Raw genomic sequence first — 22,599 nt, forward strand, 5'->3', positions numbered from 1 at the left:
TGCGCCTCAGAGGATTCCGTCCTCCAGGTTCTCCAGGTAGTGGAACGTCGGCGCCCGGACGCCGGCCTCGGCGCGGATTCGGACGAGGTCGGGGGATTCGAAGAAGCATCTCGCCGCCGCCAGCGTCGTCCACCGTGAGAAGTGGACGACCTGGTTGGCGTCGTGTTCCTGCCGCAGCAGCCGGTACTCGATTTCCCCGGCCGCCCTGCGCATCGGCGCCGCGTCGTCGAACACCCGCTTCCAGCCGGCGTAGTCGGCGACCTCGTGAACGATCAGGACGTAGCTCGCGCCGTCCGTCATCGCGCGAGCCGTTCGGTGAAGAACGCCAGGATCTCGTCGCGGGCGGCGAGTGTCGGCTCGCCGGCGCCGTCGACCAGGTGCGCCGTGACCACACTGTGTGGGCTGGCGACCACCTCCGCGAAGAACGGTGCGGGGGTGGGGTTGGCGGCGCTGTCCGGCAGCACCCTTCCGACGAACCGGTCGCCGAGAGCCTCGGTGTATGCGGCGAATCGCTGTGCCCGGCACCACTTGTCGCCGGCGAAGCGGTAGGCCAGGACCGTCAGGTCGTCCCGGTCGAGGCGGTCGGCAACGGCCCGCAGGTCGTCGGGCGCGATCTCGAGGCCGGCGGGGTCGTCGAGCGGCAGGGACGGCTGGCACACCACCGGCGCGAGCACCGACTTCTCGAGCACCATGGTCAGCGCGAAGTTCCCGGTGAAGCACATGCCGATCGCGCCCACGCCGGGGCCGCCACACTCCTCGTGCGCCCGCCGCGCCAGCGCCCGCAGCCACTGGGTGACGGGGCTCGTCCGGTTGGCCCCGAAGGCTCGGAACTCGGCGCTGACGCAGGCCCGCTCCATGACCGCGGTGCCCTCCTCGACCTGCGGCACCGCGCCGTCCCGCCCGAACAGCGAGGGCAGGTAGACGGTGAAGCCGGCCGCGCGCACCCAGCGGGCGAAGCGCGCGACCTGCGGGCTGATGCCGGGCATCTCGGGCAGCACGATCACCGCCGGGCCCCGGCCGCTCACGTGGACGACCTTGGCGACGCCGTCCACGGTGACGGTGCGGGCCTCGAAGTCCTCGAGCGGATCGTCCTCGGTCATCTGACGGGTCGGCATCGGCGGCGCCCCCTGGTTGTCGAATCGGTCTGCTCGGTGCGAGCACGATGATCCTGTCTGCCTCCAGGCCCGGTCGGCGAGGGGCGCGATCGCCACATTTGCGGCCGATCTCGCCATCCCTACCGTGGCGGCCGAGGTCGGCGGAACTGCCGGCGGTACTCGGCTGCGCTGACGCCCACCCGCTCGACGAACAGCCGGCGCAGCGCGCCCGGGTCCTGGTAGCCGATCCGTCGGGGGATGTCGCCCAGCGGCACGTCGGTCGCGGCGAGCAGGTGCTTGGCGGCCCGGACCCGGGCCTCCAGCAGGAAAGCCAACGGCGACCGGCCGGCCTCGGCGCCGAACCGGCGCAGCAGCGTCCGGCTGCTGACGTGGAACTCGCCCGCCAACCGCGACAGGTTGTACGGCTCCTGCAGGTGCTCGACCAGCCACCGCCCGACCTCGTCGGCGAACGGCCCGCCGGCCGCCGGCACCATGGCCTCGACGATGTACGGCGCCTGGCTGGTTCGGTTCTCGGACACCAGCGTCACCCGGGCGGTGATGCTCGCGACGTCGGCGCCCAGGTGTTCGCGGACGAGGGCGGTCGCGAGGTCGAGCGAGGCACTGAACGCCGCCGTCGTGGTGATGTGCCCGTCGTGCACGATCAGCGACTCCACGCACACCGTCGTGCGCGGATGGCGCCGACCCAGCTGCGACGCGTACAGCCACGAGGTGGTCGACCGGCGCCCGTCGAGCGCCCCGGCCTGACCGAGCAGGAAGGCGCCGACGCACACCGACGCGATCCGGGTCCGACGCGCCGCGGCCGCACGGAGGAAGTCGACCTCGCGTTCCCATCCGGCGAGCCGGGCGTCGGTGTCCTCGGCGGGCACGAACTCGAATCCGGGTACCACCAGCAGGTCGAACCCGTGGTGCCACCGTCGCACCCCGATGGGGAACCCGCCGGCGGCGGCCACGGGGGAGTCCGACGCCCCGATCACCGACACCTCGAACAGGTCCGCGGCGGGGACACCGCGCTGCCGGGCCACGCGGTTGGCGATGCGGAGCATGTCGGAGAAGAGGAAGACCTCGGCCGCGAAACAGCCGTCGTAGGCCAGGATTCCGATCCGCATGGCCGTCACTCTTCCAGACAGGCAGTGCCCACCGTCGACGGCGGATCCGCCCGACCACCAGCGCCACCAGGGTGACGGCCAGCAGCAGCGTGGTGTCGGCGGCGGCCGGGAACACCTGCCCGCGGTCGGTGAGCCCGAAGATGGTGACCGGCAGGTTCTTCCACGTCGCGGGGTACACTATGACGGTGGCGCCGAGCTCGCCGTGTCGACCCGGAGTCTGAGAAGCCGGAGCGGGGGTGGGCGGACCGACTACGGTGCGGTGGTCCCTATTCCGCCGACTGGGGCGAGAAACCGAGCTGGAGCAAAGTAGTTTCCAGGCCTCCCGATGATGCGGCGTCGATGCCGCCGGCGACGTAGGTGTAGGCGACGTAGACGTCCTCGATTGATCCCATGCGAGCCTCCGCGGGGCGATGTCGCGTTCGCACCGAGGCGGAGTGCCCCGGTTGTGCCCTGCGACGGCACGCACGCTACGTGGCACAACGGGGCATGTGTCGGTTTTCACCCGATCCCGCCCGGCGAGATGTCCGCTGGGTGTTCAGGATTCGCGCATTCGCGGCCACGGGCGGCCCGCGCGGCGCTCTATGTCGAGGTTGAACCGTTCGAGCATCGCGGCGAAGGCGGCGACGTCGTCGGGTTCCCAGTCGGCCATCACCCGGTCCAGCCCGGCGACGTTGCCGGCCCGCTCGGCGTCGAGGCGTTGGCGGCCCTCGGCGGTGATCCGGAACTTGCGGGCCATCCCGCCGTCGGGGTCCGGGATGCGTTCGACCAGGCCGGAATTGAGCATGGCGGTGCTCTGGCGGCTGATGGTCGAGGTGTCCAGGATGAAGGCGTCGCTGAGTTCGCCTACGGACATCGGGCCGTCGATGCAGAGGCGGCTGAGCAGGGCGTAGGCGCTGGCGTCCAGGTGGCCCACACCGCGGCGGGGGCGGGTGAGGTGCCGCCCGAGCAGCATGGTCTCGAACTCGATCCGGTCCGTGGGCTTGTCCATGCGGGTCCTTCCGTCGCCCCGGCCCGGGGCGCGCTGCGCGGTTTGTCCGTATTGCACGATACATGCCCATTGCATGGTGCAGACAGTTTGCATCATGCAATAGATGTGTAGTGTGCACACTCTGTGTATCGAGCACATCGGTGCCGCCCGTGAAGTCGAGGAGATCGCCCGTGTCAGGTCCGAGTCCAACCGCCAACCCGAAGGGCCTCGTCGGTGTGCTGGCGTTCACCGGCATTGTCGCCGCGCTGATGCAGACGCTGGTCGTCCCGCTGATCGCCGACCTCCCGCTCCTGCTCGACACCACCGCATCGAACGCCTCCTGGGTGATCACCGCGACGCTCGTCGCCGGCGCGGTTTGCGTCCCGATCACCGGACGGCTCGGCGACCTCTACGGCAAGCGGCGCATGCTGCTCGTCTGCACGGTGCCGCTGATCGTGGGTTCGGTGATGTGTGCACTCGCTACGTCCGTGGTGCCGATGATCGCCGGCCGCGCCCTGCAGGGCATGGGCATGGGCCTGATCCCGATCGGCATCAGCGCCCTGCGCGACCTGGTGCCCAGGGAGAAACTGAACACGTCGATTGCCCTGATGAGTGCGTCGATGGGCATCGGTGGCGCGCTCGGCCTGCCGATCGCCGCGGCCGTCACGCAGAACACCAGCTGGCGGGTGCTGTTCTGGGGCGCCGCCGTCCTCAGCGTCGTGATCGCCGGACTGATCTGGAAGGTCGTGCCCACCACCCCGGTCGACCCCGACGCCGGCAGGTTCGACCCCATCGGCGCGGTCGGCCTCGGCGTCGGCCTCGTGTGCCTGCTCCTCGGCGTGTCCAAGGGCGCGGTCTGGGGCTGGACCAGCGGGACCATCGTCGGACTCTTCGTCGTCGCGATCGCCGTCCTGCTGGCCTGGGGCTGGTGGGAGCTGCGCACCAGCGATCCGCTGGTCGATCTCCGGACCACCGCGAGGCCGCAGGTGTTGCTGACCAACGTCGCCGGCGTGGTCGTCGGCTTCGCGATGTACGCGCAGTCGCTGATCCTGCCGCAGCTGTTGCAGCTGCCCGAGGCCACCGGATTCGGCCTGGGACAGTCGATGCTGGCGATGGGCCTGTGGATGGTGCCGGGCGGCCTGGTGATGATGGCGCTCTCCCCGGTCGGCGCCAAGCTCTCCTCGGCGCGCGGGCCCAAGGTGACCCTGATCGTCGGTGCCCTGATCATCGCGGTCGGCTACGCCTCGTCGATGCTGCTGATGGGCACGGCCTGGGGCCTGATGATCGTCGCCGCCATCTGCGGCGCCGGCACCGGCTTCGCCTACGGTGCGATGCCGGCCCTGATCATGAGCGCGGTCCCGCACTCGGAGACCGCCGCGGCCAACGCCTTCAACACGCTCAGCCGGTCCATCGGTACGTCGATCGCCGCCGCCGTCGTCGGCCTCGTCCTCGCCCAGATGAGCGTCCAGGTCGGTGAGTACACGCTGCCCACCGAGAACGGCTTCCGGACCGGACTGCTGCTGGGCTGCGGCGTCGCGCTCGTTGCCGCCGTCGTCGCCGCGTGCATCCCGACGGGTCGACGGGCACCGGAGGTGCCGACCGTCGGGTCCGAGGACGAGCTGGTGTCCGCGCGGAGCTGACCTGCAGCCGAACCACCCGGGCACGGCGGGCATCCCTCGTGGATATTCGCCGGGCTCGTCCGTTCGGGCGCTCGCGCGGCGCGTAGCCTTGCACCCATGTCTGTGCGCACCCAGCTCCGCCCCGGAACCGTCTCGCCGACCCTCGCCGTCCCCGCCAAGATCGAGCGGCCGGAGTACGCGTGGAAGCCGACCGTCAACGAGGGCAACGAGCCGTGGGTGCAGACCCCCGAGACGATCGAGAAGATGCGGGTGGCGGGCCGGATCGCCGCGCAGGCCCTCTCGGAGGCGGGCAGGGCGGTGGCGCCCGGCGTCACCACCGACGAGCTGGACCGGATCGCGCACGAGTACATGTGCGACCACGGTGCCTACCCGTCCACGTTGGGCTACAAGGGTTTTCCCAAGTCGTGCTGTACCTCGCTCAACGAGGTCATCTGCCACGGCATCCCGGACTCCACGGTGATCGAGGACGGTGACATCGTCAACATCGACGTCACCGCCTACATCGACGGCGTGCACGGCGACACCAACGCCACCTTCCTGGCGGGCGACGTCTCCGAGGAGCACCGGCTGCTCGTCGAGCGCACTCGCGAGGCCACCATTCGGGCCATCAAGGCGGTCCGGCCGGGCCGCGAACTGAACGTGATCGGCCGGGTGATCGAGGCCTACGCGAACCGCTTCGGCTACGGCGTGGTGCGCGACTTCACCGGCCACGGCATCGGTGAGACGTTCCACAACGGACTGGTGATCCTGCACTACGACCAGCCGAACGTGGACACGGTCATCGAGCCCGGCATGGTCTTCACCATCGAGCCGATGATCAACCTCGGCACCCCCGACTACGAGATGTGGGCCGACGACTGGACCGTGGTCACCGCCGACCGCAAGTGGACCGCGCAGTTCGAGCACACCATCGTGGTGACCGAGACGGGTACGGAAATCCTCACCCTCCCGTGAAGGGCGCACTGCTCGTAGCCGGGACCACCTCCGACGCCGGCAAGAGCGTGCTGGTCGCCGGGCTGTGCCGGATGCTGGCCCGGCGCGGCGTCTCGGTGGCGCCGTTCAAGGCGCAGAACATGTCGAACAACTCCGTCGTCACCCTCGACGGCGGCGAGATCGGCCGCGCCCAGGCCCTGCAGGCGCAGGCCTGCGGGCTCGCGCCCAGCGTCCGCTTCAACCCGGTGCTGCTCAAGCCCGGCAGCGACCGCACCTCGCAGCTGGTGGTGCGGGGCCGCGCGGTCACCACCGTCGGCGCCCGGGACTACGTCGAGCACCGGCAGTGGCTGCGCGAGGTGGTCGCCGAGGAACTGGCCGCGCTGCGCGAGCAGTACGACGTGGTGATCTGCGAGGGTGCCGGCTCGCCCGCCGAGATCAACCTGCGGGCAACGGATCTGGCGAACTTGGGGCTGGCGCAGGCCGCGCAGCTGCCGGTGATCGTGGTCGGGGACATCGACCGCGGCGGGGTGCTGGCCCACCTGTTCGGCACCGTGGCGGTGCTGGACGCGGCCGACCAGGCGCTGATCGCTGGGTTCGTGGTCAACAAGTTCCGCGGCGACGTGGGGCTGCTCGAACCCGGGCTCGAGCAGCTCCGGGTGATGACCGGCCGGCCCACGCTCGGCGTGGTGCCGTTCGCCGAGGGCCTGTGGATCGACGCCGAGGACTCGCTGTCGACGGTGGCCGACGCGCCCGTCGGCCGGCCCGGCCCGCCCGTCGGGCAGGCGTGGCTGCGGGTGGCCGCGGTGCGGCTGCCACGGGTGTCCAACGCCACCGACGTCGAGGCGCTGGCCTGCGAGCCCGGGGTGTCCGTGCACTGGGTGACCGAGCCGTCCCGGTTGCAGGACGCGGACCTGGTGGTGCTGCCCGGCAGCAAGTCCACCGTCACGGACCTGGCGTGGCTGCGGTCGAGCGGGATCGCGGACGCCCTCACCGCCCGGGCCGCGGCCGGCCGGCCGATCCTCGGGATCTGCGGCGGCTACCAGATGCTGGGCCGCACCATCGTCGACGACGTCGAGTCCGGGTCCGGGGCCGTCGACGGGCTCGGCCTGCTCGATCTGGACGTCGAGTTCGCGGCCGAGAAGGTGCTGCGGCAGGCGACGGGGACCTCCGAGCCCGGCGTCCCGGGCGCGGCAGTCGCGGTGTCCGGCTACGAGATCCACCACGGCCGGGTGGTCCGCACCGGCGACGCGCCGTTGCTGCGCGGGTCCGACGGCGTCGCCGAGGGCAGCGTCCGCGGCGTGGTGCTGGGCACCCACTGGCACGGGCTGCTCGAGTCCGACGTCTACCGTCGCGCGTTGCTGGCCTGGGTGGCCGGGCAGACCGGCCGCGCGTTCACCGTCGCGCCGGACACCTCCGTCGCCGCCGAGCGCGCCGCCCAGCTGGACCTGCTGGCCGACCTGGTGGAGCGGCACCTGGACGTGGACGCGGTGCTGGCGTTGATCAGCGGCGGTGCGCCCCAGGGTTTTCCGGTCCTGGAGCACTTCCTGGCGGTGGGGGAGTAGCCGCAGTCAGCAGAACTCGTCGGCGACGCTCACGGCGTCGCGCGCCGCAGCGCGCACCAGGCCACCCCGATCGCCAGCACGGCCAGCGCCAGCGGCAGCACCACCATCGGCACCGCCCGGTTCACCTCCTGGAACCAGGCGCCGATGCTCGGCCACGCCCGCGCCCAGGTCACCAGGACGGCCGCCAGCGACAGGCCGCCGAGGACGGTGACGCCGGCAGTGAGCACCCCGGTGACCTTCCAGCGCTGGTAGACGGCGCCGGCGGCCAACGCGATCGCGGCGACCAGCAGCAGGTTGGCGAACAGGGCGAGGAACTGCAGCACCGGGCTGTCCGTGAAGTACCGGGCCAGGCCGAACATCCGCATCCGCACGCCCCATCCGTCGGTGGCCGCCTCGACCACCGACAGGAGGTAGAGCGCGAGGGCGAAGACGACGGACTGCGCCAGGGCCATCAGCGCGGTGGCGGTGAAGAACTCACGGCGGGTGACGCTGAGGCCGAGCGCGAACGGGAACGTCTGCGTCATCGCCTGCAGGTAGAAGGCCAGGACGAAGCCGTAGACGGCGAACACGCTGCCCGTGAAGTTGTCGTCCTGGTCCGACTGCACCAGGGAGAAGATCACGTAGCTGATCAGGAACGAGCCTGCGAGGATGCCGACCGGCCAGGCGATCAGCAGCGGCCAGGCCACGGTGTGCAGGCGCAGCGTCGCGCCGATCCGGGAGCCGGTGGTGGCGTCGTCGTGGACGGGTGCGGTGGCGGTGGCGGTGGGGGAGTCGGTGATCACCGGGTCGGCTCCTTGGTGGCGGTGGTGCTCCGGATGACGAGTTCCTGCAGCGACGCGGGTTCGAGCGTGACGCCGTCCTCGCGGAGTCGGGCGACCTCGGCGCCGGACGCGGTGCGGCGCACGGTCGCGCGGGCCTGCTCGCCGAGCGACTCGCGGTGCAGCACGGTGGCACCCGCGCTGAATGCGTCCACGGCGGCGGCCGGGCCGGTAGCGACGACCGCGCGGTGGCGCAACGCGTCGGCGTCGTCGTCCATGATGATCCGGCCCCGGTCGAGGACGACGACGTGCTCGAGCAGGTTGGCGACCTCGTCGATGAGGTGGGTGGACAGCACGACGGTGCGCGGCTGCTCGGCGTAGTCGGCGAGCAGCCGGTCGTAGAAGAGCTGCCGGGCAACGGCATCGAGGCCGAGGTAGGGCTCGTCGAAGAGTGTGAGCGGGGCACGGGATGCGAGGCCGATGACCACCCCGAGTGCCGAGCGCATCCCGCGGGAGAGCTTCTTGACCTTGCGGCCCAGGGGAAGTTGGAAGTCGTCGAGGAGTTGGTCGGCGAAGTCGCGGTCCCAACCGGGCAGCAGGTGCCGCGCGGCGGTGAGGACGTGCCGCACGCACAGGTCCTCCGGGTAGGACTGGCTCTCCCGGACGAAGCAGAGGTTGCGCAGCACCCGGGGGTTCTCGAACGGCGTCTCGCCGAACACCTCCACCCGTCCGGTGGTCTGCAGCGCCTGGCCGGTGAGGGTCTGCATCAGCGTGGTCTTGCCCGCGCCGTTGCGGCCGAGCAGGCCGTAGATCTTGTCGCGTTCGAGGGTGAGGGTGACGCCGTCGAGCGCGTCGACGTCGCCGTAGCGCATGCCGACCTCGCGCACGGTGACGACCGGTTGCTCGGCGAGGGCGGTGCGGTTCATCGGGTCTCCTCCCACTGGTCGAGCATGGTCTTGAGCTCGGGGATCGTCATGCCGAGCTTGTCGGCCTCGGCAACGAGCGGCTCGATGTACTGGCGCGCGAAGTGCTCGCGTCGCCGAAACCGGAGCGCGTCGCGCGCGCCTGGCGTGACGAACATGCCGATGCCTCGTTTCTTGTAGAGGATTCCCTCGGTGACCAGCTGGCCGAGGCCCTTGGCGGCGGTCGCCGGGTTGATCCGGTGGAACGCGGCGAGCTCGTTGGTCGAGGGGGCCTGGCCGTCCTCCGGCAGGGATCCGTCGATGATCGAGTTCTCGACCAACTCGGCGATCTGCTGGAAGAGCGGCCTGCCGTCGTCGATCACCGAAATCCCCACCGTCGCCGGCTCGCTGGTTCATTACTCATGTAATGAACCATAGAACCGGCGCGGCGGGGGGCGCAACCCTGCGCGCACGGTTTTCCCGACCGGGGCGTGGCGGCGTGTACCGTCCGTTGCCATGGAGTTGACGGAAGTGTCGGTCGGCGAGGTCGTCTACACCGTGCGCATGGACGGTCCCGAGAGTGCCCACGTGGTGGTGCTGCTGCCCGGCGCCGGCGAGGACGCTTCGGTGTTCGACGCCGTCTGCGAGCGGTTGCACGGCTCCGACCTGCGCACCGTGGTGCCCGACACGATCGACGGCCTCGACGTGGCGGGGGTGCTCGCCCTCCTCGACGCGCTCGGCCTGAAGTACGTCAACCTCGCCGGCAACCGGGAAGGCGCCGCGCTCGCCTGGCAGGCCGCCGCCCGCACCTTCGGCCGGTTCAAGAGCCTCGTCGTCGCCGACAGTCCGCACCCCGCGGTGGCCGGCGCCGACTGCCCGGCGGTCGAGGTCCCGTCCACGCTGGTGATCGGGGGGCCCGAGGCCCGGCCCGACGCCGACGCCAGCGGCCGACGCTGCTACTCCGACTTCCGGGTCGTCGAACTCGACGGCGTCGAGTCGGTCCCGCGCGCCGCGGCCGCCGCGTTCGCCGCAGAGATCTCGCTGCGCACCAGCATGTGGTGAGGCGCTGCACGGGTGTTGATCGACGACTCCCGCATCGGGTCCTGCCGCAAGCAGCGCACTAGACTCTGCCGGTGCTCGACACCGTCCCCGCCGCCTCCGACGAAACGTCGGTCCGCTCGGCCCTGCGATCCCCCCGCCGGCTGACCACGGAGGCCCTGGCGGGCTTGGTGACGGCACTTGCCCTGATCCCCGAGGTGATCTCGTTCGCGGTCATCGCGGGCGTCGACCCCAAGGTGGCGCTGTACACGTCGTGCATCATGGCGATGACGATCGCGTTCGTCGGCGGCCGGCCCGCGATGGTCTCGGCCGCGGCCGGTGCCACGGCGCTGGTGGTGGCGCCGCTCGTGGCGTCGCACGGCATCGACTACCTGATCGCCGCGGTGTGGTTGGCCGGCGGGTTGCAGATCGTCCTCGCGCTGGCTGGGGTCGCGCGGCTGGTGCGGTTCATCCCGCGGTCGGTGATGATCGGCTTCGTCAACGCGCTCGCGATCCTCATCTTCGGCGCCCAGGTGAGGCACCTGTTCGACGTGCCGTGGCTGGTGTACCCCCTCGTCGCCGCGGGTCTCGCGATGGTCGTGTTCGTCCCGAAGCTGACGCGGGCGGTCCCGGCCCCACTGATCGCGATCGTGGTGCTCACCGGGGTCGTCGCCCTGTTCCGCCTGGACGTGCCCGACGTCGCCGACCAGGGCGAGCTGCCGTCGGGGCTGCCCACCTGGATGATCCCGGATGTCCCCTGGACGTGGGAGACCCTCACGATCGTCGCGCCGTTCGCACTCGGCCTCGCCCTGGTGGGTCTGCTCGAGTCGCTGCTGACCGCGAAGCTCGTCGACGACATCACCGACACCCCGTCGGACAAGACCCGCGAGTCCTGGGGCCAGGGCGTCGCGAACATGGCCGGCGCACTGTTCGGCGGCATGGGCGGATGCGCGATGATCGGGCAGACCATGGTCAACGTGAAGGAGGGCCGGGCGCGCACCCGCATCTCCACGTTCCTCGCCGGGGCGTTCCTGCTGGTCCTGTGTGTGACGGTCGGCGACGTGGTCGGCGCGATCCCGATGGCCGCGCTGGTCGCGGTGATGCTGGTGATCGCGGTGACCACCTTCGACTGGCGCAGCATCGCGCCGCGCACCCTGCGGCTGATGCCGCGCAGCGAAACCCTGGTGATGGTGGTGACGGTCGTCGGCACCATCGCCACCGAGAACCTTGCCGTCGGTGTCGTCCTCGGTGTGCTGACCGCGACGGTGGCGTTCGCGCGTCGGGTCGCCCACATGGCCTCGGTCGCCGCCGCCGACCGCGACCGGGACGGAGGGGTCGAGCGGGTGTACCGGGTTACGGGACAACTGTTCTGGGCGTCGAGCAACGACCTGGTCCACCGGTTCGACTACGACGCCGACCCCGAGGCGGTGGTCATCGACCTCACCGACGCCGAGGTGTGGGACGCGTCGACCGTGGCCACGCTCGACGCGGTGCGCGAGAAGTACGAGGCGCGGGGGAAGTCCGTCCGGATCGTCGGCCTCGGGGGCGCCGGACTGGGCCGGCTCGAGCGTCTGTCCGGGCGGCTCTGACCGCTCGTCGCACCCGTCTCGCCGCTCGGCGCTCCGCGTGCCCGCGTGATTTGAACTCGTGGCCGCCGACGCGTTAACGTTCAGCAACGCCGAGTCATATGCGGCGGTAACGACCTCGTCCGGAAGGGACCTCGATGCGCGGCCCCGCAGCAACCGCCACCACGATGCACATGCGTGGTTGTTGTTGCATGCGTCAGCGCTGAGACGAGACCCCGCGCGACGGCACCTTCAAGGCCGTCCCGTTCCCGAAGTGCGAATCCTCCCACCGGGCACCCACACGTCGCAGCGCCAGTAGCCCGCCGGTGCCCCGTGGGGAAAGGACCCGTTCCATGTCCGCCCGCTCACTCCCGATCATCGATCTGGAGAACCTCGACGTCGACGCTCTCCGTGAGGTCACGCACGAGATCGGATTCTTCTACCTGACCGGTCACGGCATCGACCAGCAGCTCACCGACGACCTGATCGCCGCCGCCCGTGAGTTCTTCGCGCTGCCCGAGGCCGACAAACTCGAGATCGAGAACAGCAACTCGCCGCACTTCCGCGGTTACACCCGCGTCGGCGGCGAGCGCACCCAGGGCTACATCGACTGGCGCGAGCAGCTCGACATCGGGCCCGAGCGCGCCGCGGTGGAGCCGATCGACCCGGCCCGCCCGTGGGACGTGCTGCACGGGCCCAACCTGTGGCCGGCCCGGGTCCCGCGGCTGCGCGACCTGGCGCTCGAGTGGTCGGCCCAGGCGCAGTCCGCGGGGCTCCGACTGATCAGCGGATGGGCGGTCTCGCTCGGCGCGCCCGCCGACTTCTTCGACGCCGCGTTCGCCGACCCCGATCCGCTGCTGAAGATCGCCCGCTACCCGGGCCACGACGGCTCGGTCACCGACCAGGGCGTCGGCAGCCACAAGGACGTCGGGGCGCTGACCCTGCTGTACCCGGAGCCGGGCAGCGCCGGCTTCCAGGTGGAGACGGACGACGGCTGGCTGGACGTCGCACCGATCCCCGGACACCTGCTCGTCAACATCGGCGAGCTGCTCGAGGTGGCCACCGGCGGCTACCTCAAGGCCACCGTGCACCGGGTGCTGCCGCCGGCCGCCGGCACCGACCGGGTCTCGCTGCCGTTCTTCCTCAACCCCGGCTACGACCAGGCCCTGCCGACGGTGCCGCTGTCGCCCGAACTCGCGGCCGAGGCCGCCGGCGTCGGACCCGACCAGCACGGCGGCACCCTGCACGCCCGTTACGGACTCAACGCCCTCAAGTCGCGCCTGCGCGCGCACCCGAACGTCACCGAGCGGTACCACCGCGACCTGCTCGACCTGCCCGCCCTGCGCGGCTGACCCTCTCGACCCCACCGGAAGGTATCTCCCAATGTTCTTGCGCCGCACCGCTGTTCTCTCCGCCGCCGCCCTGCTCACCGCCGGTCTCGCCGCCTGCTCCTCGGGCGGTGACGGGGAGAAGTTGGTGATCTCCGCGTCGAGCACGCCGCACGTCGAGATCCTCGAGCACATCGCCGACTCCGGCGCCCTCGGCGACGTCAAGCTCGACATCAAGCCCGTCACCGGCGAGATCGACCCCAACGAACTGCTCGTCGCCGGCGACGTGCAGGCCAACTACTTCCAGCACGCCCCGTACCTCGCCGACTGGCAGAAGCAGAAGGGCGTCGACGACCTCGTCTCCGTCGCCGACGTGCACCTCGAGCCGATGGGCCTGTACTCCGAGAAGGTCACCGCCGTCGACCAGATCGTCGACGGGTCGACCATCGCCCTGCCCAAGGACACCACCAACTTCGCGCGCGGCCTGTACCTGCTCGAGTCGGCCAAGCTGATCGAGATGGACGTGCCGTTCGCCGACGCCGACCTGTCCGTCGTCACGCAGAAGAACATCAAGGCCAACCCGAAGAACCTGAAGTTCGTCGAGATCGAGCGCTCCCAGATCGCCCGCAACCTCGGCGACCCGCAGATCACCGCGGCCGTCATCAACTCGAACTACGCGATCGAGGCAGGCCTGGTCCCGGCCGACGACGCGCTGCTCTCCGAGAACGTCGAGAACAACCCGTTCGCGAACCTGCTCGTCGTTCGCGCTGCGACGGAGAACGACCCGGGCGTCAAGGCCCTCGCCGCCGCTCTCGTCTCCCCGGAGACCGCCGCCTGGATCCAGGAGAACTACCACGGTTCCGTCGTCCCGGTTCACGCGGCCAACTGATGATCGTCATCGAGAACCTGGTCAAGACCTACCCCGCCGCCGCCGGCGCGGGGGAGGTCTCGGCCCTGCGCGGCATCGACCTCGAGATCGCCGAGGGCGAGATCTTCGGCATCGTCGGGCCGTCGGGTGCGGGCAAGTCGACGCTGCTGCGGTGCCTGAACCTGCTCGAGAGCCCGACCAGCGGGCGCATCGTGCTCCGCGGCGACGACGTCTCGCAGCTGACTGGCGCCGGCCAGCGGCAGGCGCGTCGCCGCATCGGCACCGTGTTCCAGCAGTTCAACCTGCTGCACTCGCGGACGGTGCGGGCGAACGTCGAGTTCCCGCTGGAGCTGGCCGGACTGGGCCGCACGCAGCGCCGGGCCCGCGCCGACGAGCTGATCGAGCTGGTCGGGCTGGCGGGCAAGGAGAAGGCCTTCCCCTCGCAGCTGTCCGGCGGCCAGCAGCAGCGGGTCGGCATCGCCCGCGCTCTCGCGTCGGAGCCAGACGTGCTGCTGTGCGACGAGGCGACCAGCGCCCTCGACCCCGACACCACCGACCAGGTGCTGGACCTGCTGGCGGAGCTCAACGGCAGGATCGGCGTCACCGTTGTGCTCATCACCCACGAGCTGGGGGTGCTGCGCCGCATCTGCACGTCCGCCGCCCGGCTCGACGACGGCCGGATCGCCGAGACAGGCCGGATCCTCGACCTGGTCGGTACGCCCGGCTCGGTCCTGGGGTCGGCGATCGTCCCGGTCGGGGACGATCCGTCCGCGGGGGACGGCGCGGACACGGCGCTGGTCACGACGATCGGTGACGAGGCGCACGGGCCGTGGCTCGCCCAGCTCGTGCGCAAGCTCGACGTCGACATCTCGGTGGTCGGGGGTCGCGTGGAACAGGTCGCCGGCGTCACCGTCGGCCGGCTGCGTCTGCGCTTCGGCCCCGACGTGAACCGGGCGGACGTCGCCGCGTTCGTGGACGCCCAGTCGGGTACCACCCTGGCCTGGGGCGAGGGACCGGAAACGATCGGCGCAGTGACGCAGGGAGCAACCGCATGAACAAGCTGACCTGGTTCGACTCGCTGCCCGAGGTGTGGGAGGCGACGCAGGAGACCCTCTACATGGTGTCGATCTCGTTCCTGCTCACCGTGATCGGGGGGATCCTGCTCGGCGTGGTGCTGCACGTGACCTCGCCGAGCGGGCTGTGGCCGCAGCGCGCCGTCAACGGCGTGCTCGGCGCGATCGTCAACATCTTCCGGTCGCTGCCGTTCCTGATCCTGATGATCGCCCTGATCGGCGTCACCCGGCTGGTCGTCGGCACCGCGATCGGGCCGACCGCGGCGATCGTGCCGCTGACGATCGGCGCGATCCCGTTCTACGCGCGCGTGGTCGAGTCGTCGCTGCGCGAGGTCCCCGTCGGCCGCGTCGAGGCGGCGCAGGCGATGGGGGCGACCAACGGTCAGATCGTGCGCAAAGTGCTGCTGCCGGAGTCGGTTTCGTCGCTGGTGGCGGGCGCGACCCTGACCGTGGTGCTGCTCGTCGGGTACTCGGCGATGGCCGGCGTCATCGGCGGCGGCGGGCTGGGCGACTTCGCGATCGTCTACGGCTACCAGCGGTTCAACACGCCGGTGCTGCTCGTTGCGGTCGTGGTGCTCATCGTGCTGGTGCAGATCCTGCAGTCCATCGGCGACGGCGTCGTGCGGGCGCTGGCCCACCGGCGCTGACGCGCCCGTGCGTGGTTTTGGTGGTCGGAGCTACCAAAACCACGCACAGGCGGCGGAGCCGCCTACAGGCCGAGGAGGGCGTTCTCGACGACCTCGGCCAGCGCCGGGTGGATCCAGTACTGGCCGCGGGCCATGTCCTGGGCACTGAGGCCGAACGACATCGCCTGGATCAGCGGCTGGATCACCGTCGACGCCTGCGCGCCGATGATGTGCGCGCCGAGCAGCCGTCCGGTGCCGCGCTCGGCGATCACCTTGCACAGTCCCTCGGTGTCCTCCATCGCCCATCCGTAGGCGACGTCCGAGTAGCTCTGTACCTTCACGGAGATGTCGAGGCCCTGCTCGCGGGCCTGCTCCTCGGTGAGCCCGACGTCCGCGATCTGCGGGTCGGTGAACACCGCGGCCGGCACGAACCGGTGATCGGTTTCGACCAGGTCGGCGTCCTCGGCCCACGCGCCGCGCAGCAGGTTCTCCTGCACCACCCGCGCCTCGTGGTTGGCGACGTGCTTGAGCTGGTAGGGCGAGGACACGTCGCCGAGCGCGAACACCCCCTCGGCGGTGGTGCGCTGGTACCGGTCGACCACGATGCGGCCGGTCTCGTCGACGTCGATGCCCGCCGTGTCGGCGCCGAGCCGGTCCCCGTTCGGGGCGCGGCCCACCGCGACGAGCAGGGCGTCGCCGGCGACCCGGCTGCCGTCCGCCAGCTCGATCTCCACGGAGTCGCCGTCGCCGCGCACCGACGCGACCGGGTGCCCGAGGCGCACGTCCCACTTGGCGTGGGCCAGTTCGGTGAACCGGTCGGAGATGTCGCGGTCGAGGTGGCGGAGCAGGCGGTCGCCGCGGCCGATGATCGACACCCGGCTGCCCAGCGCGGAGAAGACGTGCGCGAACTCGGCGCCGATGAAGCCGGAACCCAGGATCACCAGGTGTTCGGGCAGTTCCGGCAGCCGCATGATGTCGTCGTTGGTGTAGTACCGGACGCCGCTGTCGCGCACCTCGGCGGGGATGATCGGCCGCGACCCGGCGGCGATCACGACCTGGTCGGCGGTGATCACCTCGCCGGTCCCGGTGTCGATCCGGCGCGGTCCGACGAACCGGGCGTGGCCGGAGTACACGGTGGTGTTGGGGCTCTCGTCCCGCCGGTACCGCATGCCGCCCGCCGAGATCGGGTCGATCCGGTCGAACACCCGGGCCACGATGTCCGGCCAGCGCACCTTGTCCACGTGCGCGTCCACGCCGTACCGGCCGGCGTGCTCGACGGTCCGCGCGACGTCCGCGGCGTAGACGAACATCTTGGTGGGGATGCACCCGACGTTCAGGCAGGTGCCGCCGAAGACGCCGTCCTCGAGGATCGCCACCTGCAGGTCCGCGAACCGGTCGTCGAGGATGGTGTTGCCGGAGCCGGATCCGATGATCGCGAGGTCGTAGTGGGTCATCGCAGGTGCCCGTTCAGCCAGTCGAGCCACTGGTCCAGTTCGGTGAAGGCCTGCTTGCGCGGCGCCTCGGTGGACAGGAAGACGTCGTGCCGTGCGCCCTCGATCGGGACGATGGTGGTCCGGTCGCCCAGACACCCTGCCCACCGGGCGATCTGCGTCACGTCGAGCACCAGGTCCGCCGCGTCGGACTTGTCCGTGTACTTGCGCGAGACGTGGGATTCCTTGGACCGCAGGATGAGTGAGGGCACACCGACGTCCAGGCCGCGGTGCAGGCGGGCGTGCCCGGCCCGGATCGCGCGCAGCCAGCCGAAGGTCACCGGGAATCCGCTGAGCGGCTTCCACTCCAGGTTGTAGTCCCACTCGCCACTCGAGTCGCGGTGCAGGCTGCGGCCGTAGACGTCCGAGAGCGGCTGGCCGACCGTGAGCTTGTCCCGGACCCGGCCGATCGCGTCCACCGCGACCGTCCCGACGCTGCGCAGGTACGACGGGCCCTGCAGGTCGAACCAGGGGCTGTTGAGGACCATGCCGGTCACCCCGGCACCCGCCACGCCCGCGGGCCGGGCCCGCACCCGGTCCATCCACAGCGGCACGATCAGGCCGCCGGTCGAGTGCGCCACGAGCAGGACGGAGCCCTCGCCGGTCCCGGCGGCGTCCGCGTCGCCGCCGACCTCGGCACGCACGATCTCCAGCGCCCGGTCGAGCTCCTGGTCGTAGGACGTGAGGTCGGTCACAAAATGTGGGGTCTGGCCGGGGCGAAGTGAACGGCCGCACTTGCGCAGGTCGAGCGCGAAGAACGCGTATCCTTGCTCGTGGAAGTGCTCTGCCAGGTGTTCCTGGAAGAAGTAGTCGGTGAATCCGTGGACGTACAGGACCGCGCGGCCGTGCTCCGCCGCGGAAGGTCCTTGTGGGGGGTGGTACCGGACCAGGGTGGCCTCGACCGTGCCCTCGCCGTCCGGATCGTTCCCGAGGGGGATGCTGCATTGCTGGTAGGCGTCGCCGAGGACGTCCGGAGCCCATGTAGTCACAGATCACAATGTTAGTGGGCTGGTATCCGGTCCGCAGTGGCGCACAATTGGGTGGGGTCATCGGCGTACTTATGCGCGGGTAACCTATCGGCTGCAGTCGGCGCGACTGCCCACTGCCAATGGACAAGGAAGTCGATTTTCCAGTGTCAGACAATAATGCGGTAGAGACCAAGACCGACGTAGTGCTCGTAGGTGCGGGCATCATGAGTGCCACCCTCGGGGCGCTCCTGCGACAGCTGCAGCCGGACTGGTCCATCAGTGTGTTCGAGCGGCTCGACGCCGCGGCCGCGGAGAGCAGCGACCCGTGGAACAACGCGGGCACCGGGCACTCCGCACTGTGCGAGCTCAACTACACGCCCGAGAACAAGGACGGCTCCGTCGACATCGCCAAGGCGATCAACGTCAACGAGCAGTTCCAGGTCTCGCGGCAGTTCTGGGCGCACGCGCTCGAGAACGGTGTGCTCACCGAGGCACGGGAGTTCGTCAACCCGATCCCGCACGTGAGCTTCGTGCACGGCGCGGACAACGTGAAGTACCTGCGCAAGCGCTACGACGCGCTCGCCGGGCACCCGCTGTTCGCGGGCATGGAGTACACCGAGAGCCCCGACGAGTTCGCCCGTCGCCTGCCGCTGATGGCCAAGGGTCGCGACTTCTCCGAGCCGGTCGCGCTGAACTGGTCCGACGGTGGCACCGACGTCGACTTCGGCGCGCTCACCAAGCAGCTGCTCAACCACGTCGCGTCCTCCGGTGGCACCGTCCACTTCGGGCACGAGGTGACGGGGATCTCGAAGCAGTCCGACGGCAGCTGGACGCTCAAGGTGCACAACCGTCGCACCCGCGCGAGCAAGACCGTCAACGCCAAGTTCGTCTTCGTCGGCGCCGGCGGCGGCGCCCTGCACCTGCTGCAGAAGTCCGGTATCGCCGAGGCCAAGGGCTTCGGCGGGTTCCCGGTCAGCGGTGCGTTCCTGCGCTGCACCAACCCGGAGCTGATCGACCAGCACCGCGCGAAGGTGTACGGCAAGGCCGCGGTCGGCGCCCCGCCGATGTCGGTTCCGCACCTCGACACCCGGGTGATCAACGGCAAGCCGGGACTGCTGTTCGGCCCCTACGCCGGCTGGTCGCCGAAGTTCCTCAAGCAGGGCCGGCTCACCGACCTGCCCGGGTCGATCAAGCCGAACAACCTGTTCTCGATGCTCGGCGTGGGTCTGACCGAGTTGGGCCTGACCAAGTACCTGATCTCTGAGCTGCTGCAGTCGCCGGAGGACCGGATCGGCACGCTCGGCGAGTTCGTCCCCGAGGCGCAGGGCAAGGACTGGGAGCTGATCACCGCCGGCCAGCGCGTGCAGGTGATCCGCCGCAAGGGCAAGGGCGGCGTGCTCGAGTTCGGCACCGCCGTCGTCACCGCCGGCGACGGCTCCATCGCCGGCCTGCTCGGCGCGTCCCCGGGCGCCTCGACCGCGGTCCCCGCGATGATCGACGTACTGCAGCGCTGCTTCGGCGACAAGTTCGCCTCCTGGGAGCCGAAGCTCAAGCAGATGGTGCCCTCGCTCGGCGTCAAGCTGTCGGACAACGAGGCGCTCTTCCGTGAGGTCTGGGACTGGACGAACCGCGTCCTCGAACTGGGCACCGACGAGATGGCCACCGCCGTCACCGCCTGACGTACACAGCTCTGCCGCTCGTGCGCGGTCGACGGGTCTCACCGGCCCGTCGGCCGCGCACGAGTGCGTTGTGGGCACGGGCTAGAGTCGTCACCACAACATCTCGTTCGCTGCCGTGGGGAATCCTGTGTGAATCAGGTACGGTCCCGCCACTGTGACGGTTCGTCGGCCCACGCACCGAACCGGAGTCAGATCACCGCGGCCGCGACGCATCTCGTCCGACTCCCGGCGCGGAAACCGGGCAGTGAAGGGAATTACGCTGTGGCACAAACCGGTTCAGGTATCGACCCGGGCTTCCCGTTCAGTGCGATCGTCGGTCAGGACCAGCTGCGGCTGGCCCTGACGCTGTGCGCGGTGCACCCCGGCATCGGCGGTGTGCTGGTGCGGGGGGAGAAGGGCACCGCCAAGTCGACGGTGGTGCGGGCGCTCGCCGCGCTGCTGCCCCCGGTCGACGACGGGCGGCCCGCCCGGCTGGTGGAACTGCCCGTCGGCGCCACCGAGGACCGGGTGGTCGGGTCGCTGGACCTCGAGAAGGTGCTGCGCGACGGCGAACGCGCCTTCCAGCCGGGGCTGCTCGCCGCCGCCCACGACGGTGTCCTCTACGTCGACGAGGTGAACCTGCTGCACGACCACCTGGTGGACGTGCTGCTCGACGCCGCCGCGATGGGCCGCGTGCACATCGAGCGCGACGGCGTCTCGCACTCGCACCCCGCCCGCTTCGTCCTGGTCGGCACCATGAACCCGGAGGAGGGCGAACTCCGCCCGCAGCTCCTCGACCGCTTCGGGCTGGCCGTGGACGTCGCGGCCTCCCGCGACGTCGACACCCGCATGCAGGTGGTCCGTCGCCGGCTCGACTTCGAGGCGGACCCCGGCGGGTTCGCCGGCCGGTACGCGGAGCAGGACGCCGCCCTGGCGCGCCGGATCGCCGCCGCCCGCGCCGCCCTGCCCGCCGTCGCGCTCAGCGACACCGAGCTGCGCCGCATCGCCGCGCTCTGCGCGTCCTTCGACGTGGACGGCATGCGCGCCGACCTGGTGCTCGCGCGCACCGCGACCGCGCACGCCGCCTGGCGCGGCGCCGACGCCGTCGCCGAGGAGGACGTGCGGGTGGCCGCCGAACTGACGCTGCCGCACCGGCGTCGCCGCGACCCGTTCGACGAGCCCGGGCTGGACCCGCAGCAGCTCGAGGACGCGATGCGCGACGCCGCGGAGCAGGCTGGCCGGCCCGACCCGGACCCCGAGCCGGACCCCGATCCGGACGGCCCCGGCGGCGCGCCCGTGCCCGACGAGACGCCGACGCCCCCCGACGGACAGGCCCCCGAAACGCCCGCCGCCGATGCCCCTGCCCCCGAGGCCCCCGCGCCCGCCGAGACGGCCCCCGACGAGGCGCCCGCACGCAGCGGACCGGGGCCGGCGCCGCAGCGGCAGGCCGGCGCGCCGTCGGCCCAGTTCCGCACCCGGCTGCTGCAGATCCCCGGCGTCGGCGAGGGCGCGCCCGGCCGCCGCTCCCGGTCGCGGTCCCCGCAGGGCCGCACCGTCCGCTCCACCTCCGAGCGCGGGCACGGGCTGCACCTGGTCGGCACCCTGTTCGCCGCCGCCGAGCACCAGGTGGTGCGTGGCCGGACGACGGGCCGAATGAAGTTGGCGCCCAGTGACATCCGGGGCGCACACCGCGAGGGCCGCGAGGGCAACCTGGTGCTCTTCGTGGTCGACGCGTCCGGCTCGATGGCCGCCCGGGACCGGCTCTCCGCGGTCACCGGCGCCATCGTCTCGCTGCTGCGCGACGCCTACCAGCGCCGCGACAAGGTCGCCGTGATCACCGTCCGCGGCAGCTCCGCGGAGCTGGTGCTGCCGCCCACCTCGTCGGTGGACGTCGCGGTCCGGCGGCTGGCGTCGTTGCGCACCGGCGGCAAGACCCCGCTGGCGCAGGGATTCCTGGAGGCCCGCAGGGTCGTGCTCCGGGAGAAGGTCCGGGACCCGCAACGACGCGCCCTGGTGGTGGCGCTGACCGACGGCCGCGCCACCGGCGGCGTCGACCCGGTCCAGCGCGCGAAGGTCGCCGCCGGCCTGCTCGCCGACGCGTCGGTCGCCTCGGTGGTCGTCGACTGCGAGTCCGGGATGATCCGGCTCGGGCTGGCCCGCGAGCTCGCGACGGCGCTGCGCGGCGCGTACGTCCGGCTCGACGAGCTGTCGGCAGAGCAGGTGGCCGGCGTGGTGCGCGCCGGCACGTCCAAGTTCGCGGCCTGAGTTCGGCCGGAAGAGAAGGAGTCGTCACGATGCCCAAGGGAGTCCCGCTTCCGGAGAACGTCCCCGACGACGGTCTGACCACCCGGCAGCGCCGCAACGCGCCGGTGCTGGCCGTGCACACCGGGCCCGGCAAGGGGAAGTCGACCGCCGCGTTCGGGATGGCGCTGCGCGCCTGGAACCAGGGTTTCGACATCGGGGTGTTCCAGTTCGTCAAGAGTGCCAAGTGGAAGGTCGGCGAGGAGGCCGCGTTCCGCGCGCTCGGCGACCTGCACACCGCCACCGGCGTCGGCGGCCCGGTGCAGTGGCACAAGATGGGCGAGGGATGGTCGTGGACCCGCAAGAAGGGCAGCGACGAGGACCACGCGCAGATCGCGCTGGAGGGCTGGCAGGAGATCGCCCGGCGAATTGCCAACGAGGAGCACCGTTTCTACGTCCTCGACGAGTTCACCTACCCGCTCAAGTGGGGCTGGGTGGATGTCGACGAGGTGGTGCGGGTGCTGCGGGACCGGCCCGGCAACCAGCACGTCGTGATCACCGGCCGGGACGCGCCGCAGGCGCTGATCGACGCCGCCGACCTGGTCACCGAGATGACGAAGGTCAAGCACCCGATGGACGCCGGCCGCAAGGGCCAGCGCGGTATCGAATGGTAGAGCCGAGCGGAGCGACGAGGAGTGTTACAGAGCCGAGCGGAGCGACGAGGAGTGTTACAGAGCCGAGCGGAGCGACGAGGAGTGTCA

At 71.0% G+C, this 22,599-nt stretch carries 22 protein-coding genes; 12 read left to right on the forward strand and 10 right to left on the reverse strand.

Annotated features, from left to right (window positions below; genetic code table 11):
- Positions 1-6: 6 nt before the first annotated feature.
- The 5 genes from RT2_RS18875 to RT2_RS18890 all read right to left on the reverse strand — a co-directional run bounded on the left by RT2_RS18875 (position 7) and on the right by RT2_RS18890 (position 3,209).
- Positions 7-300, reverse strand: coding sequence for an antibiotic biosynthesis monooxygenase (locus tag RT2_RS18875; protein ID WP_072846341.1), 294 nt, complete (start codon positions 298-300; stop codon positions 7-9).
- Positions 297-1,115, reverse strand: coding sequence for a dienelactone hydrolase family protein (locus RT2_RS18880; protein ID WP_072846342.1), 819 nt, complete (start codon positions 1,113-1,115; stop codon positions 297-299). The genes RT2_RS18875 and RT2_RS18880 overlap by 4 nt, the downstream gene beginning before the upstream one ends.
- A gap of 119 nt (positions 1,116-1,234) precedes the next feature.
- Complete coding sequence (locus RT2_RS18885; RefSeq protein ID WP_072846343.1) at positions 1,235-2,221, reverse strand: GlxA family transcriptional regulator; 987 nt, start codon at positions 2,219-2,221, stop codon at positions 1,235-1,237.
- A gap of 266 nt (positions 2,222-2,487) precedes the next feature.
- Positions 2,488-2,613, reverse strand: a complete 126-nt coding sequence (locus tag RT2_RS26555) for a hypothetical protein (protein WP_255312555.1) — start codon at positions 2,611-2,613, stop codon at positions 2,488-2,490.
- Positions 2,614-2,756: 143 nt separating this feature from the next.
- Positions 2,757-3,209 (reverse strand): MarR family winged helix-turn-helix transcriptional regulator, encoded by a 453-nt coding sequence (locus RT2_RS18890; RefSeq protein WP_072846344.1) that lies wholly within the window; start codon positions 3,207-3,209, stop codon positions 2,757-2,759.
- Between the two features lie 170 nt (positions 3,210-3,379).
- Between RT2_RS18890 and RT2_RS18895 the strand changes: the two genes are divergently transcribed.
- The 3 genes from RT2_RS18895 to RT2_RS18905 all read left to right on the forward strand — a co-directional run bounded on the left by RT2_RS18895 (position 3,380) and on the right by RT2_RS18905 (position 7,323).
- Positions 3,380-4,828: an MFS transporter gene (locus tag RT2_RS18895; RefSeq protein ID WP_072846345.1), complete on the forward strand. Its 1,449-nt coding sequence runs from the start codon at positions 3,380-3,382 to the stop codon at positions 4,826-4,828.
- A gap of 96 nt (positions 4,829-4,924) precedes the next feature.
- Complete coding sequence (gene map / locus RT2_RS18900) at positions 4,925-5,782, forward strand: type I methionyl aminopeptidase (protein ID WP_072846346.1); 858 nt, start codon at positions 4,925-4,927, stop codon at positions 5,780-5,782.
- Positions 5,779-7,323, forward strand: coding sequence for a cobyric acid synthase (locus tag RT2_RS18905; RefSeq protein ID WP_072846347.1), 1,545 nt, complete (start codon positions 5,779-5,781; stop codon positions 7,321-7,323). The genes map and RT2_RS18905 overlap by 4 nt, the downstream gene beginning before the upstream one ends.
- A gap of 29 nt (positions 7,324-7,352) precedes the next feature.
- On the opposite strand, the gene RT2_RS18910 is transcribed toward RT2_RS18905, so the two are convergent.
- The 3 genes from RT2_RS18910 to RT2_RS18920 are packed head-to-tail and all read right to left on the reverse strand — an operon-like array spanning position 7,353 to position 9,366.
- Complete coding sequence (locus tag RT2_RS18910; RefSeq protein WP_072846385.1) at positions 7,353-8,102, reverse strand: ABC transporter permease; 750 nt, start codon at positions 8,100-8,102, stop codon at positions 7,353-7,355.
- Positions 8,102-9,007, reverse strand: a complete 906-nt coding sequence (locus tag RT2_RS18915) for an ABC transporter ATP-binding protein (protein ID WP_072846348.1) — start codon at positions 9,005-9,007, stop codon at positions 8,102-8,104. Before RT2_RS18915 ends, RT2_RS18910 begins: the two co-directional genes overlap by 1 nt.
- A complete protein-coding gene (locus RT2_RS18920; RefSeq protein WP_072846386.1) occupies positions 9,004-9,366 on the reverse strand; it encodes a GntR family transcriptional regulator in 363 nt (120 codons plus the stop codon). The genes RT2_RS18915 and RT2_RS18920 overlap by 4 nt, the downstream gene beginning before the upstream one ends.
- Before the next feature lie 133 nt (positions 9,367-9,499).
- Between RT2_RS18920 and RT2_RS18925 the strand changes: the two genes are divergently transcribed.
- The 6 genes from RT2_RS18925 to RT2_RS18950 all read left to right on the forward strand — a co-directional run bounded on the left by RT2_RS18925 (position 9,500) and on the right by RT2_RS18950 (position 15,502).
- Positions 9,500-10,045 (forward strand): alpha/beta fold hydrolase, encoded by a 546-nt coding sequence (locus RT2_RS18925; protein WP_072846349.1) that lies wholly within the window; start codon positions 9,500-9,502, stop codon positions 10,043-10,045.
- Between the two features lie 71 nt (positions 10,046-10,116).
- The gene (locus tag RT2_RS18930) at positions 10,117-11,610 is read left to right on the forward strand and encodes a SulP family inorganic anion transporter (RefSeq protein ID WP_072846350.1); all 1,494 of its coding nucleotides are present in this window, start codon (positions 10,117-10,119) and stop codon (positions 11,608-11,610) included.
- 329 nt (positions 11,611-11,939) lie between these two features.
- On the forward strand, positions 11,940-12,938 hold the full coding sequence (locus RT2_RS18935) for an isopenicillin N synthase family dioxygenase (RefSeq protein WP_072846351.1): 999 nt from the start codon (positions 11,940-11,942) through the stop codon (positions 12,936-12,938).
- Positions 12,939-12,969: 31 nt separating this feature from the next.
- The gene (locus RT2_RS18940) at positions 12,970-13,803 is read left to right on the forward strand and encodes a MetQ/NlpA family ABC transporter substrate-binding protein (RefSeq protein WP_072846352.1); all 834 of its coding nucleotides are present in this window, start codon (positions 12,970-12,972) and stop codon (positions 13,801-13,803) included.
- Positions 13,803-14,837 (forward strand): methionine ABC transporter ATP-binding protein, encoded by a 1,035-nt coding sequence (locus tag RT2_RS18945; RefSeq protein ID WP_072846353.1) that lies wholly within the window; start codon positions 13,803-13,805, stop codon positions 14,835-14,837. Before RT2_RS18940 ends, RT2_RS18945 begins: the two co-directional genes overlap by 1 nt.
- A complete protein-coding gene (locus tag RT2_RS18950) occupies positions 14,834-15,502 on the forward strand; it encodes a methionine ABC transporter permease (RefSeq protein ID WP_072846354.1) in 669 nt (222 codons plus the stop codon). The genes RT2_RS18945 and RT2_RS18950 overlap by 4 nt, the downstream gene beginning before the upstream one ends.
- Before the next feature lie 62 nt (positions 15,503-15,564).
- Here the strand turns inward: RT2_RS18950 and mtr are convergent, their stop codons facing one another.
- Together mtr and RT2_RS18960 are read right to left on the reverse strand one after the other, a co-directional pair.
- Positions 15,565-16,935, reverse strand: coding sequence for a mycothione reductase (gene mtr, locus RT2_RS18955; RefSeq protein ID WP_072846355.1), 1,371 nt, complete (start codon positions 16,933-16,935; stop codon positions 15,565-15,567).
- Positions 16,932-17,960, reverse strand: a complete 1,029-nt coding sequence (locus tag RT2_RS18960; protein WP_072846356.1) for an alpha/beta hydrolase — start codon at positions 17,958-17,960, stop codon at positions 16,932-16,934. Before RT2_RS18960 ends, mtr begins: the two co-directional genes overlap by 4 nt.
- 119 nt (positions 17,961-18,079) lie before the next feature.
- Between RT2_RS18960 and mqo the strand changes: the two genes are divergently transcribed.
- The 3 genes from mqo to cobO all read left to right on the forward strand — a co-directional run bounded on the left by mqo (position 18,080) and on the right by cobO (position 22,512).
- The gene (gene mqo / locus RT2_RS18965; RefSeq protein WP_072846357.1) at positions 18,080-19,618 is read left to right on the forward strand and encodes a malate dehydrogenase (quinone); all 1,539 of its coding nucleotides are present in this window, start codon (positions 18,080-18,082) and stop codon (positions 19,616-19,618) included.
- 261 nt (positions 19,619-19,879) lie between these two features.
- Positions 19,880-21,862 carry a magnesium chelatase subunit D family protein gene (locus tag RT2_RS18970; protein WP_083577490.1) on the forward strand — a complete coding sequence of 661 codons (1,983 nt, stop codon included), beginning with the start codon at positions 19,880-19,882 and terminating at the stop codon, positions 21,860-21,862.
- 29 nt (positions 21,863-21,891) lie between these two features.
- Positions 21,892-22,512: a cob(I)yrinic acid a,c-diamide adenosyltransferase gene (gene cobO, locus RT2_RS18975; protein ID WP_072846358.1), complete on the forward strand. Its 621-nt coding sequence runs from the start codon at positions 21,892-21,894 to the stop codon at positions 22,510-22,512.
- Positions 22,513-22,599 lie beyond the last annotated feature (87 nt).

This window comes from Rhodococcus tukisamuensis NBRC 100609 (assembly GCF_001894985.1).
GTDB classification, from domain to species: domain Bacteria; phylum Actinomycetota; class Actinomycetes; order Mycobacteriales; family Mycobacteriaceae; genus Rhodococcus_G; species Rhodococcus_G tukisamuensis.